The following is a 17,481-nucleotide window of genomic DNA, read 5'->3' as shown; positions in this document are numbered from 1 at the left end:
GGTTTTCCTCAGTACAAGTTAAACTAAAACTCCAGACAAACAGCGCGCGGTTCTCACCGCGCGCCGCCTACCAAATATTTTATTTCACCTGGCGCTTCTGATGCTCGCCAGCGGCTTTCACGAAGCCGGCGAACAGCGGATGCCCATCGCGCGGAGTAGATGTAAATTCCGGGTGGAACTGACAGGCTACAAACCACGGGTGATTCGGCAGTTCAATGATCTCAACCAGCTTGTTGTCGGCGGAACGGCCGGCGACACGCAGCCCTGCGGCTTCGATCTGCTTCAACAGCATGTTGTTAACTTCGTAACGGTGACGGTGACGCTCGACAATGGTCGGTTCGCCGTACAGCTGACGCACCAGGCTGTTGTCGCTCAGGTTGCACTGTTGGCCACCTACGCGCATCGTGCCGCCCAAATCGCTTTCTTCGCTGCGCACTTCGACGTTGCCGTCTTCGTCGCGCCATTCGGTGATCAACGCCACCACCGGGTACTTACAGTCTGGCATAAACTCGGTGGAGTTAGCGTTTTCCATACCGGCCACGTTGCGAGCGAACTCCATCAACGCCACCTGCATGCCCAGGCAAATACCCAGGTAAGGAATGTTGTTCTCGCGCGCATAGCGTGCGGTCATCACTTTGCCTTCCACGCCGCGGTAACCGAAGCCGCCCGGGATCAGGATCGCATCCAACCCTTTCAGCACTTCCACGCCGCGGGTTTCCACGTCCTGCGAGTCGATCAGCTTGATGTTCACGGTCAGACGGTTTTTCAGCCCGCCGTGCTTCAGCGCTTCGATCACCGACTTGTAAGCATCCGGCAGCTCAACGTATTTGCCGACCATACCGATGGTCACTTCGCCGCCCGGATTGGCTTCTTCGTAGATCACCTGTTCCCATTCGGCCAGGTTGGCTTCCGGCGCGTTCAGGCTGAATCGTTTACAAATATAATCGTCCAGCCCCTGAGATTTCAATAGGCCTGGGATTTTATAAATAGAATCAACGTCTTTCAGAGAGATAACCGCTTTTTCCGGCACGTTGCAGAAAAGCGCGATTTTAGCGCGTTCGTTAGCAGGAACAGCGCGATCGGAACGGCAAATCAGCACATCAGGCTGGATACCGATGGAAAGCAGCTCTTTTACGGAATGCTGGGTCGGCTTGGTTTTCACTTCGCCGGCCGCCGCCATGTATGGCACCAGCGTCAGGTGCATGTACAGGGTGTGCTCGCGGCCCACTTCCACCGCCATCTGACGGATGGCTTCGAGGAACGGCAGCGATTCGATATCGCCGACGGTGCCGCCGATCTCCACCAGCACCACATCGTGGCCTTCGCCGCCTTCGATGATGCGTTCTTTGATCGCGTTGGTGATGTGCGGAATGACCTGCACGGTCGCGCCCAGATAGTCGCCGCGGCGTTCTTTACGCAGCACGTCGGAGTAGATGCGGCCGGTGGTGAAGTTGTTGCGACGCGACATCTTGGTGCGGATGAAGCGCTCGTAGTGACCCAAATCCAGATCGGTTTCTGCGCCGTCTTCGGTGACGAAAACTTCCCCATGCTGAATCGGGCTCATGGTGCCCGGATCCACGTTGATGTACGGGTCCAGTTTCATGATGGTAACGTTGAGGCCACGGGCTTCAAGAATAGCCGCCAGAGAGGCTGCGGCAATGCCTTTACCCAGAGAGGATACGACCCCGCCGGTCACAAAAATATAATTAGTTGTCATGCTGAACCTGAGAGTTTAGGTTTAAAGACGATGGAAGAACCAGGACGGGAAAGTAGTATACCCGAACCTCTCCTGACCTACAAACGATCGTTTTGCTGTCCATCATCTCGGCCGCCCTCCCGTGTTCATCAGGGTTTACTCCGCCGGCGCCCCGAAAACCCTCCAGGAAATACAAAGAGTTAGCGGAGAATATTTCTTTTTACCGCCCCTCAGGAGCGATAAAACGCCTTAGATTTCAGTTTGTTGGCCTTTTGCTGCCGACGGCAGCCATGCGCCTCTGACCTGACCACGAGCTTAACCGTTTCAGCTTGAGTGAACCTTGTCGGCGATCAACATTGTAGCGGTCCCCCGGCTTTCCTGCTTTACCCAAGCGTTCAAATGAAGATTAAAGACCCTATCCGCTGACTTGATCATTTCCGGGCGATGGGCAACAAAAATGCGGGTTATTGGCAATTGCCCGATAGCGCGAGTGATCCTTTTTTCGTTATCAATATCAAGATCGCTGGTTGCCTCATCAAGCAACAGCACATGAGGTTGCCGGTACAGCGCTCTGGCGATAGAAATACGCTGGCGTTGCCCGCCAGAAAGCGTGCTGCCAATATCACCAATCATCGAATCGTATCCCTGCGGAAATGCGCTGATCTCCTCGTCAATGGACGCATGGTTGGCACACTCAGCCATGCGTTCCATATCGGGTGATGCGGTAAAACCGGTAATATTCTGCTGTATGGTTCCGGCCAGGAGTTTGTCGTCTTGCATGACAAAAGCGACATGTTCACGAATGTCTCGTTTGCCCATGCCGGACATCCCCACATTATTGATGAAAACATCCCCTTCGGTAGATTCGTACAACCCCGCCAACACATGGAGGAATGTTGACTTGCCACACCCGGACGGCCCGACAATCGCCACGTTTTCCCCTGGCATGACCTCAAGATTGATCCCCTCGAAGATGTTGCGCTCGGCCTGGGAATGGCGGAACGCTAAGTTGCGGATCACGATATGCCCATTCAGCTGTGGCGATACATGCTCCCCTTCATCCCGTTCCACAGGTGAAACCGCCACGTCTGTCAGACGCTGGCTATGCATGGATACCAGACAGAAGTCGGAAACCGCATTGACTAACTTCACCGTGCGGGTAATCACCATATCGGCATAAAGCATCACAGCCAACAAGGCGCCAGTCGTAATGCCTTTATCGAACCCGATGGCGCCGACGCTAAGTACGTAAATCCCGGAAAAACCCACAAGCAATACAGCCGCCGTATTGGTCAGCAAATCAAGTTTAAACAGTTGGTTCCCTGCATGTGTGCTGTTGACCACATGGTTGACCCATTCGCGGCGGCGAACCGGCGTCAAATTCAACATTTTGATCGCGCTTATCGCTCTAACCGTCTCAAGGAAGTGGGAGGATTGCACCGCTTCAAAAGCGATATGTTCGATTTTACGATTGCGGTATGTCGAGAACAGGCCCGCTTTTAAGGCGGCATATGCACAGGCGGCGATCAGGGGACCGATAGCGAGCACAGGAGAATAGGTAAAAATAATCGCCATCGAAATGACAATCACAATCGCATCAAGGAGCGAGGCAACCATATCGGCCGTGAACGCTTCCTGAATGGCGGTCAACGATTGGAAACGCGACGCGATATCGCCGGTATGGCGCTTTTCAAAAAATGACAGCGTGAGCCTGATAAGCCGGTTAAAGAACATTTCGGCCCATTTGACGCCCAGCGTATAGCGAAGGTTCATCAAAATCCAGGCACGTACCACGGAAAAGGCGGACTTAATCAGCAATGCTGCAATGACCACGATACCGACAAAAAATATCCCTTCACGATCCGATGAACGCACTAATGTATCGATAGTAAATTGCGAAGCGGCCGGCACGGCAATTGAGAGCAGTTCCACCAAAACCGAAAGCATCAGAACGCCGGTAAAAATGCGTCTTAAGCCCCGTACGCCACGAAAAAGATCGGATACGGTAACATTCATTTCCAGCGGTTTTTTATCGAAGGTCTCCGCCGGCCAGGCCTCCATCAGAATGCCGGTGAACTTATCGGAAAGTTCGCGCAGGGAGATACTGCGCCGACCAATGGCGGGATCGAGGATCACGGCGCCTCGACGCGTGACTTTCACCAGCACCACAAAATGATTGAATGACCAATGAAGAATTGCGGGGCGGGTCAGCGAACGCAGTTCATCGAGCTCCACGCGCGAAGCGCGGGCCGTCATCCCCACCCGTTCAAACGCCGTAATGAGATCCCGCAGCGTCATCCCATGGCTGCTTGCGCCGTGGAGGGTGCGCGCCGAGGCGAGATCGATGCGTTTGCCGAAATAGCCGGCCATCATGGCCAAACAGGCCAGCCCGCACTCATTCATTTCCGACTGCAGGATAAGCGGCGTTTTTTGCCAGGAAAAAACCATGTGTCAACTCTCAGCCGTCATACGGTTAATACTTTGTTTTAATGGTAAAAACAGCCATTCCCAGATGCGCCGATGCGTCGTCAAGATATCGGCCTCGACGTCCACGCCCACCGGGAGCGCACGCGTGCCCACATCGGGCGTTATCAACACGCGAAAGCGCCGGTTGTTTCCCGTTAGGGCCTCAGGACTTGCGCTGATGGCAGCAACCGTACCGGACACTTTCCCAAACCACTCCCAAGGCAATGATGCGACACGCATGAAAACATGCTGACCCGCTTTCACTTCCTGCAACGCGGAAGGCGGGATCCACATTTCCACGAATGGGCGCGCGTTTTCCGGCACCACGACCGCAGCAACGGCACCCGCAGCCACTCTCTGCCCTTCCAAAATGCTCATTGAAGCGACGACGCCATCAAGTGGAGCCACTACCCGCGACTCCACGACCGCAGAAGCATTAATCACCTGTTGTTGCAGCGTAACCTTCTGCTGTTGAATGTCAGTAATAGACTGTTTTTCCAGCGATTCAGAGCGAGCCAGCTCATCCAGGAATTGCAGCAGCTCGCCTTTCACCCGCGCGATATTGATTCGATGCGTGTTCAACTGCGCGATGGAATCATGGTATTCGTTCTCCCGCTCAATTTTCTCTTGTACGGTCGTAATACCTTTCTGTAACAGCTGTTGATAAAGCTCCATGCGCTTCTTCAAACCGGCGACACGCTCCGACTCTGCCGCCGCCGCGGCTTGAATCGCCACCATTTCCCGTTCTTTGGCGCCGACTTTCTCACGCAAACGCAGGCGTTCTTCTTCCCCCTCTTTACGCCGTTCTTCCGCACGCTTTTGCAATTCAGTAAGTTGACGCTGAGCCGCATCTTGCAACGCCTGATTCATTCCTCCCCCCGCATAGGCGACGTCGCGTGAAAACGTTGCGATAACATCGCCTTTTTTCACCCTTTCTCCCTGGCGGACTTCGATGCGGCCGATGATGCCTTCATGATTGAATACCGCCTCCGCTGCGGAGGGGGTATAGATCACTCGCCCGGTGACAGGGACCCTTTTGGCATAGGTGGTAAATAACAGGAGAATAGCCACCAGCAAAACAGCAGCGGCGCTCCATAAGGCAATTGGCAACACTGATGGTGCCGACACGGTAAAATCGCCCAGCCAGGCATTTTTTTTATGCTGCAACGCCTCCGGGCGGAAAAGAGAGTTTTCTTTGTCCATCGCGCTAACGACTGATATAGAGCAGGCGCTCAGGCATATCGATGATCACCTGATGTCCCCGCATGAACTTCATTCCCAACAAGCCGTCGAAATCCAGTTCCTGAGGCGTTGCGCCAAGGGTGACAACGGCCAGATCATCACGAGTCGTCCCTTCACGATCCGTAAAAGCGATTTTTGTCACCCTGCAATCCAGGTTTGATGCTTCAGGTTCAATGTCGCGACAGCCAGAAAACAGGAGGCCTGGCGGCAAACGGTCGGAAAACAACAGAGAATGGCTGGCCGCCGTATCGACAATCAGATGCAAAGACGTATCGCCTGCAGAGGCGATAACGCGTAGCCCAGAGGCGGTGGGTTCAATAGGGTAAGATGACCATTTCTTTATGTCAGAAGGCAAATCGGCCAACAGTTGCAACCGATCGTTTTTAAAATCCATCAGCACCCGGCGCTCTCGAAAAAGCCCCAATCCCATAACTTCATTCACGGGGACATCACCGCCAATGCTTAATCCCCATGGTTTGAAACTGACCGTTTCAACATTATCGAAAGGAATGTTTGAAATAAATAACCGGCTAATTTTCCAGGCGGAGACATTATTTTCTCCACCGGAAACATCCATCAACCGACGAGGCGCTTGTTTCGACACTTCCAGACTCGGATTAGCCACCAAGTTGTCAAGATCGTGTTTATAAAGATGCATCCCCTCCCCGCTGCCGGTATCCAGCATTAAGGTATGAAGGCGGTTATCGATCCGCACATCAATTAGCGGCAACCCACGCTCATCATACCGCAAACGCCCAAAATCAGCGGGTGGATCCGCCATGCTAATGCCGGAAAAAAAGAATGCCAACAAGGATAGCCGTTTGATCATGAGTTAACCTCTAGGTTTTTCATGATTATATCTTCACTCACACCCGATTCAATCAAATGCGAAGCCGCGCGGCTCATAATCTTTCTTATCGACGGACAGAACACGGTTTCACGGTTGAAATCATCGCCTGAGGAATAGCGTTGAATATGGCGGCCACCGCCGCAAACTTTTTGCCATACGCAATCAGCGCAAACGGTAGGAAGCTGATTATTCACCGCCATATATTTTTTCATCTGCCATGAAGCCAACGTGCCTGACAGCATTAAATCCTGAACATTGCCAATAGGCGTAAATATAGCGTCATTAGTCGTTCTGAGCGTATCATCCACATACAGATCGCCATCGGAGCTCACCGTGAAAGCGAGAGTGTCGCTTCCGGCTTTACTCACCCCCATTACTGGACTGAATTCTGAACTCAACATGGATTGAATGTGCGTATGGAAGTAGCGTACATACACCTCTTTATCCGCATCCAAAAAGAACTCATCCAACGCTGAGCAATAAAAATCTGACAGTCCGTCAGGATCGGTACACGTATCATGGCTTTCATCAGGAATGAGGAAGTCAAATTTTTTGCATTTCAGCACATCAACAAAATGGCGATAAATCTCAGCACCTTTTACCGAGGGATTGGCGACGCACAGGATACCGGGTTCATCGATAAGCCGACCCGCCTTCCAGGCTGCCTGTAGCATCTCCAGCCCTTTTACCGTACCTTCGTAGGTGCTGCGGCCCTTTCTATCCAGACGGTGCCTGTCGTTAATGTGCTTAGGACCATCAATAGAAATACCCACGCTGATATTATATTTCGAGAAAATATCAATCCACTCATTATCAATAAGGATAGCGTTTGTTTGGCAGGCCAGGTTGAGCCTGGCGCCTTGGTAATCACCTGAAATAAGCTCTTTGCAGGCGTTATCGAAACGCTCTTTCCCCATCATTAATGGTTCGCCACCATGAAAATCAACCTGTACCGTTTCTATTTCATACTCCTGACAGGCCCGCTCGAAGAACCCCCTCAGGTCTTTAATGATGTTATGAGAAATAATTGGTTTTGAATTTATTGCCAAATCATTGCCCAGGTTGAATACATAGCAATACGTGCAGTTAATGTTGCATCGTTCACTAACCTTTAGAATTATTTCAAGATGCTTTATTTTTTTCTTATTCGTCATTGCCTGCACCACGGTTCAACAAATGAGGAAATGCAGGGTGGTTTCCCACCCTGCACCAAGACTAATTAGAAACTCTTAGACCAACGCGCAAAGGCGTTGACCCAACCGCCAGAAACGCTATCCAGCATAGATTGAGCCAGTGCTTTTCGTGCGTCTTTTTTATCAGCTGCAACGGTGACGGCTGCTTTATTCATGCTAATTTCTTTGGCTAATTTAGACATCACATAATCCTTTTTGTATTGCACACCGGAATTGATGTGCGCAATTACCTTTACTTAAACATTGTTAAAGATAAAGAAGAAAAAACCAAAAATGTTACACAGGATAAGTTTTTTGTTACTGGATTGATAATTTAAAGACTATTTCAAAAAGTTGAGCTATACCTCTAACGCAATATAAATCCAAAAACTAAAAGTGTCAGAATAAGGTTTAAATATTATTTACTGACACAGGAAATTAAAGTCATAGATTATTCATGACATATTCAGCATCGGAGGCGTATGAACGGTCAACGTATTGGCTACATTCGGATTAGTCACTGTGAACTGAGTCCCGAACAGCAACTGGAAAGAACTCTGGTAGATAAATCTTTCATTGATAACGCGTCAGTCAAGGATCTACAACGCCCAGAGCTGGATGCCCTGTTCTCGGCAGTGCGCAACGGCGATACCGTGGTGGTTCAGAGCATGGATAGATTGGCACGCAACCTGAATGATCTGCAACGTCAGGTCCACAGACTGACCGATAAAGGCGTCACCGTTGAGTTTGTGAAAGAGAGTTTGACGTTTACCGGTAAAGATTCATCAGCGGATAAGCTAATGCTGTCTGTCATGGGCGCATTTGCCGAATTCGAACGAGCTTTAATTCGTGAACGCCAGCGCGAAGGCATCGCGCTGGCCAGAGTGCGCGGCGCTTACCGGGGTAGAAAAAAATTGCTGTCCTCCGAGCAACAGGCTGAATTGCGGTTACGCGCAACAAACGGTGAGAGGAAAACGCAGCTTGCTCGCGAATTTGGCATCAGCAGAGAGACGCTTTACCAATACCTGAAAAGATGCGGTTAATGGCTCTTCTGCGACAGGTCCCCTACGCAGAAGAGCGATATCGACTGATGTTGAACCGGCGGGTCAAGAAACTCACTCGCCGTGTGCCTCCATCCATTCAGATTTCAGATTTTTTCACCTGCTGCCAGGCCTCTTCCATCTGCTCCAGCGTGGCGTCTTCCAACCGCAGCCCGCGTTGCTGAACGATCTCTTCCACCTGGCGGAAGCGGCGTTCGAACTTGCGGTTCGCCGCCTGCAGCGCGTTCTCCGCCTTGTGCCCCAGATGACGCGACAGGTTCACCGTGGCGAACAGCAGATCGCCGATCTCCTCTTCCAGCTTGCTCTCGTCGACCACCGCCTGGCGGGCTTCGTGCATCACTTCATCGATCTCTTCGTACACTTTGTCCAGCACCGGGCCCAGAGTGTTCCAGTCGAAGCCGACCGAGGCGCAGCGTTTTTGGATCTTGTGCGCTTTCATCAATGCCGGCAGCGCCTGCGGAATATCGTCCAGCACCGAGTGCAGCGCTTTTTCGGCGCGCTCGCCCGCCTTCAGCTGCTCCCAACGCGCCGCGACGGTTTCGCTGTCTCCGCCCTCGGCGTCGCCGAAGATATGCGGATGACGACGCTCCAGCTTATCGCTGATGGCGGTGCACACCTCATCGAAATCGAACAGCCCCTGTTCCTGCCCCATCTGGGCGTAGAACACCACCTGGAACAGCAAATCGCCCAACTCGTCGCGCAGATCGGCGTAATCTTGCCGCTCAATGGCGTCCAGCACCTCGTAAGTTTCCTCCAGCGTGTAGGGCGCAATGGTAGCGAAGGTTTGCTTGCGGTCCCACGAGCAACCGACCTGTGGGTCGCGCAGCGTTTTCATGATGTTCAACAGACGCTGCAGCGGAGTGGATTGGGTCATAAAAAATCTCTGAGAAAAAAGGGCGTGCTGATATGCCCGCCGGAACTGATGGAGTTCGGGCCGCATCGACATCGGATGTGGCCCGAAAAGTGCCGTGGGCTTAGTTGCCGTGCAGACGCTTGGCGTCTATCACGTCCGGCAGCTGGTTCAGCTTCGCCAACACCCGCCCCAGCACCTGCTGGTTGTAGATTTCGATATCCATGTCGATGGTGGCCAGCTGTTTCTTGGTGTCGCTGCGGCTGGCGACGCCCAGCACGTTGACCTTTTCGTTGGCCAGAATAGTGGTGATATCGCGCAGCAAGCCGCTGCGGTCATTGGCCATCACACGCACCACCAGCGAATAACCGCTGGAGTAGCTTTCGCCCCATACCGCGTCGACAATGCGTTCCGGCGCGTGCGATTGCAAATCGACCAGCTGATCGCAATCCGCACGGTGGATCGAGATGCCGCGCCCCTGGGTGATAAAGCCGACAATGTCGTCGCCCGGGATCGGCTGGCAGCAGCGGGCGATGTGGTGCATCAGATTGCCCACCCCCTCCACCACCACTCGGCCGTTGTCCTTGTTGCGGGTCGGCGGCGGCGCTTTTTGCTGCACCAGCTGGCGCAGCGCCTCGCGATCCTGCTCTTCGGCGCTCGGTTTGTTGAACTTGCCCTGCAGGTAATTCACCATCTGGTTCAGGCGAATGTCCCCGCCGCCGATCGCCGCCAACACCTCGTCCAGCGAGTTCATGTTGTAACGCGGGATCAGCAGCTTTTCGGCCTCTTTCAGGCTGATGCCGAGGTGTTCCAGTTCGTTGTCCAGCATCTGGCGGCCGGCAAGAATGTTCTTGTCGCGATCCTGCTTGCGGAACCAGTTGTGGATCTTCGAGCGCCCGCGGCTGGTGGTGACGTAGCCCAGGTTCGGGTTCAGCCAGTCGCGGCTCGGGTTCGGCTGCTTCTGGGTGATGATCTCAATCTGATCGCCCATCTTCAGCTGATAGGTGAACGGCACGATGCGGCCGCCGATCTTGGCACCGATGCAGCGGTGACCGACGTCGCTGTGAATATGGTAGGCGAAGTCGAGCGGCGTGGAGCCGGCCGGCAGATCCACCACGTCGCCTTTCGGGGTAAACACATAGACCCGATCGTCGAACACCTGGCTGCGCACTTCGTCGAGCATCTCGCCGGAGTCCGCCATCTCTTCCTGCCAGGCGATCAGCTTACGCAGCCAGGCGATGCGCTCTTCGTAGCCGGAGCGCACGGTAACCCCCGCGCCCTCTTTGTACTTCCAGTGCGCGGCCACGCCCAGCTCGGCGTCCTCGTGCATTTGCCGGGTGCGGATCTGAATCTCGACGGTTTTGCCGCGCGGCCCCAGCACCACGGTATGGATCGACTGGTAGCCGTTGGGTTTCGGGTTGGCGACGTAGTCGTCGAACTCGTCCGGCAGATGGCGGAAGTGGGTATGCACGATGCCCAACGCCGCATAACAATCCTGCAGACGCTCCGCCACGATGCGCACCGCGCGCACGTCGAACAGTTCGTCGAACGCCAGGTGCTTTTTCTGCATCTTGCGCCAGATGCTGTAGATGTGTTTCGGCCGGCCGTAGATCTCCACCCGAATGCCTTCGCTGGCCATCTCGGCGCGCAACCCGGCGACGAAATCGTCGATGAACTGTTCGCGATCGATGCGGCGCTCGTGCAACAGCTTGGCGATGCGCTTGTATTCTTCCGGGTGCAGGTAGCGGAAGCAAAAATCTTCCAGCTCCCATTTCAGCTGACCGATACCGAGCCGGTTAGCCAGCGGGGCGTAGATATTGGAACACTCTTTCGCCGCCAGCACGCGCTCGTCTTCCGGCGCGTCTTTCACCTCGCGCAGGTGGGCGATGCGCTCCGCCAGCTTGATGACCACGCAGCGGAAATCCTCTACCATCGCCAACAGCATGCGGCGCACGTTGTCGACCTGTTCGGAAGCCATCGAGTCGTTTTGGGTGGCTTTCAGTTGGCGAATGGCGTCCATGTCGCGCACGCCGTGCACCAGCGCGACGATGCCCTTGCCGAACGCTTCGGTCAGGATCTCTTCCTGCACGATGCCGGCGTCCACCAGCGGGAACAGCAGCGCGGCGCGCATGCTGTCGTTGTCCATGCTCAGCGTCGAGAGGATTTCCACCATCTCCAGGCCGCGCCACAGCAGCAGCGAGGCGTCGGGATGGTTTTGGGTCTGCTGCTCACAATAACGCCAGGTTGCGGCCAATCGCTCACATGACTGCGGGTTAGGTAGCCCCAAGCTGGCGATCCACTCATCGAGAGCGAACTCACCCGCCGTATTCAGATGTGCACTTCTTACCGCAACCATAACCTCTCCCTACTTTGCAGCGACCTCTGGCGCGCGCTCGTTGATAAACAGCGCCATTGATTCAAGATGCCCCGTGTGCGGAAACATATCCAACATCCGCACGCGCGCAAGACGATAACCGGCGCTCAACAGCACTTTGCTGTCGCGAGCCAGCGTGGTGGGGTTACAGGAAACATAAACCACCCGCGCCGGCGCCAGTTTTACAATATGTGACATCACCCCGGCCGCACCGGCGCGGGCGGGATCCAGCATCACCTTATCAAACCCTTGTGCTGCCCAAGGTTGCCGCTCAACGTCGTCCTCCAGATTCTCATGGAAAAACGACGCATTATTCAGCTTATTCTTATGTGCATTATATTGCCCATTCGCTACCAGCGTGGCAACACCTTCGATGCCCACCACCGCAGCGGCGCGGCGCGCCAGCGGCAGAGTGAAGTTGCCCATGCCGCAGAACAGGTCCAGCACCCGATCATTGGGTTGAATGTCGAGCCATTCAAGGGCCTGCGCCACCATTTGTTGGTTTACGGCGTCATTGACCTGAATAAAGTCGCGCGGGCTGAAGTCTAAGCGTAGCCCGTCAACCTGATAATACGGCGCGTCACCGCACAGTTTTTCCAACCGCTCGCTGTCCGGCGCCAGGTAAACGGCGACGTTTTCCCGCTCGCCAAACGCCAACAGCGCCTGCCGATCCGCGTCCTTCAGCGCATCGAGATGGCGCAGCACCAGCAGCGGACCGTTATCCGCCAGCACCAGCTCCACATGCCCCAGCCGCCGCACCGCCTGCAGCCCGCTTAGGCAGGTGCGCACCGGCGCCAGCAGCTGTTCCAGCTCCGGCCGCAACACCGGGCAGTGCGCCACCGCCACCAGCTCGCTGGAGGCCGCCTGGCGAAAACCCATCATCAGGCGCTGCTGCTTCGGCTGCCACGCCAGGCTCAGGCGGGCGCGGCGACGATAGCCGTATTCCGGGCCGGCGATCACCGGTTCCTGCTGCGGAGTTACCCCGGTTTCGCGGGCGATCATGCGCACCAGCGCCGCCGCCTTGCTCTGCTGTTGCAGCGCCTCATCCGCGTGCTGCTGCTGGCAGCCGCCGCATACGCCGAAATGCGGACAGCGCGGCTCCACCCGCTGCGAGCTGCGGCTCAGCAGGCGCTTGAGCTTGCCTTTGGCGAACTGGCGTTTGTCTTCGGTCAGCTGAATTTCTGCCTGCTCGCCCGGCAGTACGCCCGGCACGAACACCGCTTTGCCGTCGTGGCGCGCCACGCCCTGGCCGAAAGGATCGAGATCGCTCACCGTCACGGTGAAGATTTGTGAGCTCTGCCGGGTCGTCACGCGGCGTTTGGGAGAGTAGAATTGCGCCATATTTGTCGATTGTGTGCTGGTTCATTAAGCTAGTGTCAGCTGTCAATTCTCCCACATTGGAATCCCATGACCAAATACAGCCTGCGTGCGCGCATGATGATCCTGATTCTGGCCCCGACCTTGCTGATTGGTTTGCTGCTCAGCACCTTCTTCGTGGTGCATCGCTACAACGAGCTGCAGGAGCAATTGGTCGACGCCGGCGCCAGCATCATCGAGCCGCTGGCGGTGGCCAGCGAGTACGGCATGACGTTCCGCAGCCGCGAGTCGGTCAGGCAGTTGGTCAGTCTGTTGCATCGCCGCCATTCGGACATCGTGCGTTCGATCACCGTGTTCGATGCGCAGAACAACCTGTTCGTCACCTCCAATTATCATCACAACTTCGCCCAGCTGCAGCTGCCGAAAGGCGTACCGTTGCCCACCGACCTGATGCTCACCCGGCGCGGCGATTCGCTGATCCTGCGCACGCCGATCCTGTCGGAAAACCAATATCCGGATGAAAACGCCGACGGCGGCAGCCATCCCGACAACAACCTGGGCTATGTGGCGATCGAGCTGGATCTGCAGTCGGTGCGGCTGCAGCAATATAAAGAGGTCTTTGTCTCTACCCTGCTGTTGTTGCTGTGCATGTGCATCGCCATCCTGTTCGCCTACCGGCTGATGCGCGACGTGACCGGCCCGATCCGCAACATGGTGAACACCGTCGACCGCATCCGCCGCGGCCAGCTCGACAGCCGCGTGGAGGGCTACATGCTCGGCGAGCTGCACATGCTGAAGAACGGCATCAACTCGATGGCGATGTCGCTCACCGCCTACCACGAAGAGATGCAGCAGAATATCGATCAGGCCACGTCCGATCTGCGCGAAACGCTGGAGCAGATGGAGATCCAAAACGTCGAGCTGGATCTGGCGAAAAAACGCGCGCAGGAGGCGGCGCGCATCAAGTCCGAATTCCTGGCCAACATGTCGCACGAGCTGCGCACCCCGCTCAACGGCGTGATCGGCTTCACCCGCCAGATGCTGAAAACCGATCTGAGCGCGACCCAGACCGATTATTTGCAGACCATCGAACGCTCGGCCAACAACCTGCTGACCATCATCAACGACGTGCTGGATTTCTCCAAGCTGGAGGCTGGCAAGCTGGTGCTGGAACACATTCCGTTCGCCCTGCGTGAAACGCTGGACGAAGTGGTGGTGCTGCTGGCGCCGAGCGCCCACGACAAGGGTCTTGAGCTGACGCTGGATGTGCACAACGACGTGCCGGAGCAGGTGATCGGCGACTCGCTGCGCCTGCAGCAGATCATCACCAACCTGCTGGGCAACGCCATCAAATTCACCGAAACCGGCAATATCGACATTCGCGTCGAGCTGCGCAAACAACTGGAGCGCCGGGTAGAAGTGGAAGTGCAGATCCACGACACCGGCATCGGCATTTCCGAACGCCAGCAGTCGCAGCTGTTCCAGGCATTCCGCCAGGCGGACGCCAGCATCTCCCGCCGCCACGGCGGCACCGGGCTGGGGCTGGTGATCACACAAAAACTGGTGAAGGAGATGGGAGGCGACATCTGCTTCCACAGCCAGCTGAATCGCGGCTCGACCTTCTGGTTCCACATCACGCTGGATCTGAACGAGGGCATGCTGTCGCTGGCACCGAGCCTGCCGGATCTGAACGGCAAAACGCTGGCCTATATCGAGTCCAACCCGACGGCGGCGCAGGCGACGCTCAACATGCTCAGCGTCACGCAGTTGGTGATCACCCACTCGCCGACGCTGGGCCAGCTGCCGCAAGGCCACTATGACTTCCTGCTGGCCGGCGTACCGATCCCGTTCCGCGACAACATGGCGCAGCACGAGGACAAATTGCTGGCCTCGCTGAAGCTGGCCGATAGGGTGATTCTGGCGCTGCCGTGCCAGGCGCAGATCGACGCCGAGCTGCTTAAGCAGCAAGGCGCGCTCGGCTGTCTGATCAAACCGATCACCAGCACCCGGCTGTTCCCGCTATTGAGGATGGAGGCGCCGGCGCGCCTCACCGCGCAGCCGGAGCGTAAACGCCTGCCGCTGACGGTGATGGCGGTTGACGACAATCCGGCCAACCTGAAGCTGATCGGCACGCTGCTGGGTGAACAGGTGGAGAAAACCCTGCTCTGCGAGAGCGGCGAGGAAGCGCTGGAGCTGGCGCGCGACAACGTGTTGGATCTGATCCTGATGGACATTCAGATGCCGAAGATGGATGGCATTCACGCCAGCGAGCTGATTCGCCAACTGCCGCATCACAACTCCACGCCGATCGTCGCCGTCACCGCCCATGCCGCCAGCGGCGAGCGCGAGCACCTGCTGCAGGCTGGCATGGACGACTACCTGGCCAAACCGATCGACGAGAAAATGCTGACCCGCGTGCTGTCGCGCTACCACAGCGGCGACGCGGAAAGCGCCGTCGCCGACGATGCGCCGCTGTCGCTCGACTGGCCGCTGGCGCTGCGCCAGGCGGCCAACAAACCGGATCTGGCGCGCGATCTGCTGCAAATGCTGCTCGATTTCCTGCCGCAGGTGCGCGAACGGGTGCAGACGCTGCTCGACGGACAGCATGACGACGAGATCCTCGATCTGGTGCATAAGCTGCACGGCAGCTGCAGCTACAGCGGCGTGCCGCGTCTCAAACAGCTGTGTTTCTACCTCGAGCGGCAGCTGCGCCAGGGCGTCACTAACGACGAGCTGGAGCCGGAGTGGCTGGAGCTGTTGGATGAGATTGAACTGGTGATCCACGCGGCGCGCGCGCATCTGACGCAGCCCGCTTGAATCCGCAGGCCATAACGCAAAAAGGCACGCCGCAGCGTGCCTTTATTTTTTAAAGCCGGACGCTTATCACTGCGCCAGCAGGTACAATTGGCTCTCGCCGCGCTGAATATTCAACGCCAACACCGACGGCTTGCTGTCGAGAATCTTACGCAGCTCGCCCAGGTTCTGGATCGGCTGTTGGTTCACTCCCAGGATCACATCGCCTTTTTTCAAGCCGATGCGCGCCGCGGCGCTGCCGGCTTTCACGCTGTCGACCTTGACGCCTTTCTGGTTGCCGACCTGGGTGTTGCTCAGCTCGGCACCCTCGATGCCGGTGTAAATATTGCCCGAGGCCACCTGGGTCTGCGCGCTTTGTTCCAGCGTAACGTCAATCGTTACCGGCTTGCCGTCGCGGATAATGCCCAGCGACATTTTGCTGCCGACCGGCAGCGTGCCGATCTCCGCCCTGAACGAGGCAAAGCTGGAGATGGCCTTGCCGTTCATGGTGACGATCACGTCGCCGGCTTTGATGCCCGCCTTCGCGGCGGAGGACTTCGGCATCACCTGGCTGACGAAGGCCCCGCGCTGCGCGTCGACCTTCATCGCCTTGGCCAGCTCGGAGTTCAGCTCGGTGCCCATGATGCCCAGCTCGCCGCGTTTCACCTGGCCATACTCAACCATTTGCGCCGTCAGGTTTTTCACCATGTTGCTCGGAATAGCGAAGCCGATGCCGATGTTGCCGCCGTCCGGCGCCAGGATCGCGGTGTTGATGCCGATCAGTTCGCCGTTCAGGTTAACCAGCGCGCCGCCGGAGTTGCCGCGGTTGATCGCCGCATCGGTCTGGATGAAGTTCTCGTAGTTTTCGATGTTCAGGCCGCTGCGCCCCAGGGCGGAAACGATGCCCGAGGTGGCGGTCTCACCCAGCCCGTACGGGTTGCCGATCGCCACGGTGTAATCGCCGACGCGCAGCTGATCGGAGTCGGCCATCTTGATCGCCGTCAGATTCTTGAAATCTTTCAGTTGGATCAGCGCGATATCGGAACGCGGATCCTTGCCGATCACCTTGGCGTCGAAACGGCGGCCGTCGCTCAGCTGCACCTGGATCTTGTTGGCGTTGTCCACCACATGGTTATTGGTCACCACATAGCCCTTGGCGGCATCGATGACCACCCCGGCGCCCAGCGCCTGGAATTTCTGCTGCGTACCCTGCGGCTGGCCATCCGGCCCGGGCTGTTCGCCGCCCTGGCACATCGGCGAACCCTGGAACGGCGAACCGTCCTGGCAGAACGGCGAATCTTCGCCGAAGAACTGTTGGAACTGCTGCGGCATGCGCGGCGTATTGACCGTGGTGCTGCCCTCAACGTTAATGCTCACGACGGAAGGCATTACCTTTTCCAGCATCGGCGCCAGGCTCGGCAACTGCTGGGTGCTGGAAGAGGCGGTTTCAGCGGCGTTGGCCGTGACCGGGCCGATCGCCATACCGATGCTGAATGCCAGTGCGCTCAGAACTAATGCGGTTTTTTTCATCTGTGTGTCTCTTATAAAGTCGTTCAAAAAAGAATGGCCGTCTTGCGTGCTTATTCAGAGTTAATTAATAGCCTGAAGTTCCGGCACAGATGATTGGCAATAGTAAACAAATATTGTCCGTCTTTACAAA

The 17,481-nt window shown here is 56.4% G+C and carries 12 protein-coding genes; 2 read left to right on the top strand and 10 right to left on the bottom strand.

Going from position 1 to position 17,481, the window contains the following annotated elements; all coding sequences use genetic code 11:
• Window positions 1-79 precede the first annotated feature (79 nt).
• The 6 genes from pyrG to xyeA all read right to left on the bottom strand — a co-directional run bounded on the left by pyrG (window position 80) and on the right by xyeA (window position 7,629).
• On the bottom strand, window positions 80-1,717 hold the full coding sequence (gene pyrG, locus ACRAWE_RS20335; protein WP_004932674.1) for a glutamine hydrolyzing CTP synthase: 1,638 nt from the start codon (window positions 1,715-1,717) through the stop codon (window positions 80-82).
• A 303-nt stretch (window positions 1,718-2,020) separates the two neighbouring features.
• Entirely contained in the window at window positions 2,021-4,144 is a 2,124-nt protein-coding gene (locus tag ACRAWE_RS20330) for a peptidase domain-containing ABC transporter (RefSeq protein ID WP_063918175.1), read from the bottom strand.
• A gap of 3 nt (window positions 4,145-4,147) precedes the next feature.
• The gene (locus ACRAWE_RS20325) at window positions 4,148-5,365 is read right to left on the bottom strand and encodes an HlyD family secretion protein (RefSeq protein ID WP_432525818.1); all 1,218 of its coding nucleotides are present in this window, start codon (window positions 5,363-5,365) and stop codon (window positions 4,148-4,150) included.
• A 4-nt stretch (window positions 5,366-5,369) separates the two neighbouring features.
• Window positions 5,370-6,233 carry a hypothetical protein gene (locus tag ACRAWE_RS20320; RefSeq protein ID WP_063918173.1) on the bottom strand — a complete coding sequence of 288 codons (864 nt, stop codon included), beginning with the start codon at window positions 6,231-6,233 and terminating at the stop codon, window positions 5,370-5,372.
• Complete coding sequence (xyeB, locus tag ACRAWE_RS20315; protein WP_063918172.1) at window positions 6,230-7,408, bottom strand: cyclophane-forming radical SAM/SPASM peptide maturase XyeB; 1,179 nt, start codon at window positions 7,406-7,408, stop codon at window positions 6,230-6,232. Before xyeB ends, ACRAWE_RS20320 begins: the two co-directional genes overlap by 4 nt.
• 65 nt (window positions 7,409-7,473) lie before the next feature.
• The gene (gene xyeA / locus ACRAWE_RS20310) at window positions 7,474-7,629 is read right to left on the bottom strand and encodes a XyeA family cyclophane-containing RiPP triceptide (protein WP_071891933.1); all 156 of its coding nucleotides are present in this window, start codon (window positions 7,627-7,629) and stop codon (window positions 7,474-7,476) included.
• A gap of 279 nt (window positions 7,630-7,908) precedes the next feature.
• Between xyeA and ACRAWE_RS20305 the strand changes: the two genes are divergently transcribed.
• A complete protein-coding gene (locus ACRAWE_RS20305; protein WP_063918171.1) occupies window positions 7,909-8,469 on the top strand; it encodes a recombinase family protein in 561 nt (186 codons plus the stop codon).
• 97 nt (window positions 8,470-8,566) lie between these two features.
• On the opposite strand, the gene mazG is transcribed toward ACRAWE_RS20305, so the two are convergent.
• The 3 genes from mazG to rlmD all read right to left on the bottom strand — a co-directional run bounded on the left by mazG (window position 8,567) and on the right by rlmD (window position 13,052).
• On the bottom strand, window positions 8,567-9,361 hold the full coding sequence (mazG, locus tag ACRAWE_RS20300; RefSeq protein ID WP_063918170.1) for a nucleoside triphosphate pyrophosphohydrolase: 795 nt from the start codon (window positions 9,359-9,361) through the stop codon (window positions 8,567-8,569).
• A gap of 100 nt (window positions 9,362-9,461) precedes the next feature.
• Window positions 9,462-11,693, bottom strand: coding sequence for a GTP diphosphokinase (gene relA, locus ACRAWE_RS20295; protein WP_025159647.1), 2,232 nt, complete (start codon window positions 11,691-11,693; stop codon window positions 9,462-9,464).
• 9 nt (window positions 11,694-11,702) lie between these two features.
• A complete protein-coding gene (rlmD, locus tag ACRAWE_RS20290) occupies window positions 11,703-13,052 on the bottom strand; it encodes a 23S rRNA (uracil(1939)-C(5))-methyltransferase RlmD (protein WP_432525816.1) in 1,350 nt (449 codons plus the stop codon).
• 66 nt (window positions 13,053-13,118) lie between these two features.
• Between rlmD and barA the strand changes: the two genes are divergently transcribed.
• The gene (gene barA / locus ACRAWE_RS20285; protein ID WP_019455097.1) at window positions 13,119-15,845 is read left to right on the top strand and encodes a two-component sensor histidine kinase BarA; all 2,727 of its coding nucleotides are present in this window, start codon (window positions 13,119-13,121) and stop codon (window positions 15,843-15,845) included.
• Between the two features lie 66 nt (window positions 15,846-15,911).
• Here barA and degP read toward each other — a convergent pair whose 3' ends face one another.
• Window positions 15,912-17,351, bottom strand: coding sequence for a serine endoprotease DegP (degP, locus tag ACRAWE_RS20280; protein ID WP_154747098.1), 1,440 nt, complete (start codon window positions 17,349-17,351; stop codon window positions 15,912-15,914).
• Window positions 17,352-17,481: the final 130 nt, after the last annotated feature.

The organism is Serratia sp. BFP-2025 (assembly GCF_050880365.1).
Taxonomy (GTDB): domain Bacteria; phylum Pseudomonadota; class Gammaproteobacteria; order Enterobacterales; family Enterobacteriaceae; genus Serratia; species Serratia surfactantfaciens.
The sequence above is the reverse complement of the archived record's forward strand: the minus strand, read 5'-3'. Positions and strand labels throughout refer to the sequence as shown.